1 protein-coding gene is annotated in these 512 nt (G+C 48.8%); it reads right to left on the bottom strand.

All coding sequences use genetic code 11. The features are described from left to right. Positions 1-512 (bottom strand): hypothetical protein (locus tag KP705_RS16900; protein WP_215765102.1); only part of this gene is annotated, 512 nt, incomplete at both ends.

The following is a 512-nucleotide window of genomic DNA, read 5'->3' on the forward strand; positions in this document are numbered from 1 at the left end:
GCTCATTCCTCAACTGGCGACGCTCAGCAACAGCAACAGCAGGAATGAACATGATATGCCTAAACTGTTCATCCATCTGCTTAGCTAATCCAGACAGCAAACCCACCTTGAAAAAGGTGCCATCCTGCTTCTTACGCCTAGACGGACTCCCCAGACCTTCAAGCCTGTCAGCAATGAGATCAGATTGAAGCCTTATGGCCTCATCCCTGCCAATGCGTTCAAGATGTTTAAACACATAAACCTTGTTCCCACTGTTGCGACGAAGAAGCTCATAAAAACCTATCCGAGAAGATGACTCACACCCATTCTCAGACGGTCCTGCATCAAAAATCTCTCCGCGTGATTCCTTCGCTTCCTTAACCTCTGGAACGTATTCTAAACCACCAGCAGGAAGCCTGAAGCGTCGCCTGTCTTCCTGTTCCGAACGACACGCAAAACGCAGATTCTCATCAGCAGAATAATCCCGAGCTATAAGCCCAAGGTGCTTGCAGTCAGCAGATATCAGCCAGCAG

The organism is Gluconobacter sp. P1D12_c (assembly GCF_018812105.1).
GTDB lineage: Bacteria > Pseudomonadota > Alphaproteobacteria > Acetobacterales > Acetobacteraceae > Gluconobacter > Gluconobacter oxydans_A.